The organism is Pseudomonas sp. S4_EA_1b, from assembly GCF_016307435.1.
Lineage (GTDB): Bacteria > Pseudomonadota > Gammaproteobacteria > Pseudomonadales > Pseudomonadaceae > Aquipseudomonas > Aquipseudomonas rhodesiae.
Window position 1 is genome coordinate 1 of record NZ_JAEILC010000104.1, and the last position, 1,444, is coordinate 1,444.

A 1,444-nucleotide genomic window follows, 5' to 3' on the forward strand; every position below is an offset into this window, starting at 1 on the left:
TCGGCCCGGTCTGCTCGGCCCAGCGGATCAGCCGTTGTGGCGTCCACTCGGCATGCTCGCGATGGCTCTTGGGCATGTGCTCGGCCTGCGTGCTGTGCCGGCCCTTGTGCATTGAGCGCAGGTGGCTGGCCACTCGCTGGTTGGCGTGGAAACACTCGACGGTGCGCGCCGTCAGGCGCACCTCCAGCTGCTTCTTCACCAGTTGATACGGCACCGAGTAGTAATGCCCATCGACCTCGACGTGGTAGTCGATGTGCACCCGCGCTTTCTTCCACTCGGCGTAGACGTAGGGTTGCTCCGGCAGGGGGCGCAGCGCCGGACGATCCAGGCTGTCGAAGGCCGTCTGGCGCGAGCCCGGCAGCTTCTTGAACGGGCGTTGGTTGAGCCGCTCCAGCAACACGGAGATGGCGCTGTTGAGTTCGTCCAAGGAGAAGAACTGACGGTTGCGCAGGGCCGCGAGGATCCAACGCTCGACCACCTGCACGCCGACTTCGGCCTTGGCCTTGTCGCGCGGTTTGCGTGCCCGCGCCGGCACCACCGCCACTCCGTAGTGCTCGGCAAGGTCGCGGTAGCTGGGGTTGATGTCCGGCTCGTAACGATGGGCCTTGCTCACCGCGCTGCGCAGGTTGTCCGGCACCACGATCTCCGGCACGCCGCCGAGGAAGGCGAAGCAACGGGTATGCGAGCCTAGCCAGTCCGGCAGCTGCTGCGACCAGGTGGCTTCGGCGAAGGTGTAGCTGGACGCGCCGAGCACCGCGACGAACACCTGCGCCTGGCGGATCTCGCCGCTGTGGCGGTCGATAACCGGCACCGTCTGGCCGGCATAGTCGACGAACAGCTTCTCGCCGACGCGGTGCTCCTGACGCATCACCACGTCCAGCTTGCCCTGCCAGGCCCGGTAGTGCTCACAGAACCAGCTGTACTGAAAGCCCTGCGGCTGGCTCAGGCGGTACTCCTGCCAGAGCAGCGCCAGGGTCACCCCGGGGCGGCGCAGTTCGGCATGCACCCATGCCCAATCGGGTAAAGGCCGCTTCTCGCTGGCAACCGCCGGGGCCGGCGGGAACAGTTGCTGCTCCAACTCGGCATCGGACAACGAACAGGGCCAACTGAGACCACTGGCGGCAAAACGATTGAGGTAGTCGCCGACGGTGACACGACCGACCTGCACGCTGACCGCAATCTGGCGAGCTGATAGTCCGACCTCGAACTTGAGACGTAGTACTTCGCGAATCTTACGCATGGATAAACGCTCCACGACGACCTCTCTGCTTCGAAAAAGAGGTCGATGGTAGTGAAGAAATCCTGCGTAGCTGCCTGCCCGGTTGAGTGGCCGGATGGCCGTGGAATCAGTGGCCGGATGCGCGTGGAATGGGTGGCCGGATCAGCGTGGAATCGGTGGTCAGATGCTCATGGAATGGGTGGCCAGATGACCGTGGAATCCGCA

At 64.7% G+C, this 1,444-nt stretch carries 1 protein-coding gene; it reads right to left on the reverse strand.

The window, feature by feature from the left end; genetic code table 11:
- The coding region (gene istA, locus YA0848_RS28025) for an IS21-like element IS1491 family transposase (protein WP_198731459.1) at nucleotides 1–1,240 on the reverse strand (1,240 nt) is incomplete at its 3' end.
- Nucleotides 1,241–1,444 lie beyond the last annotated feature (204 nt).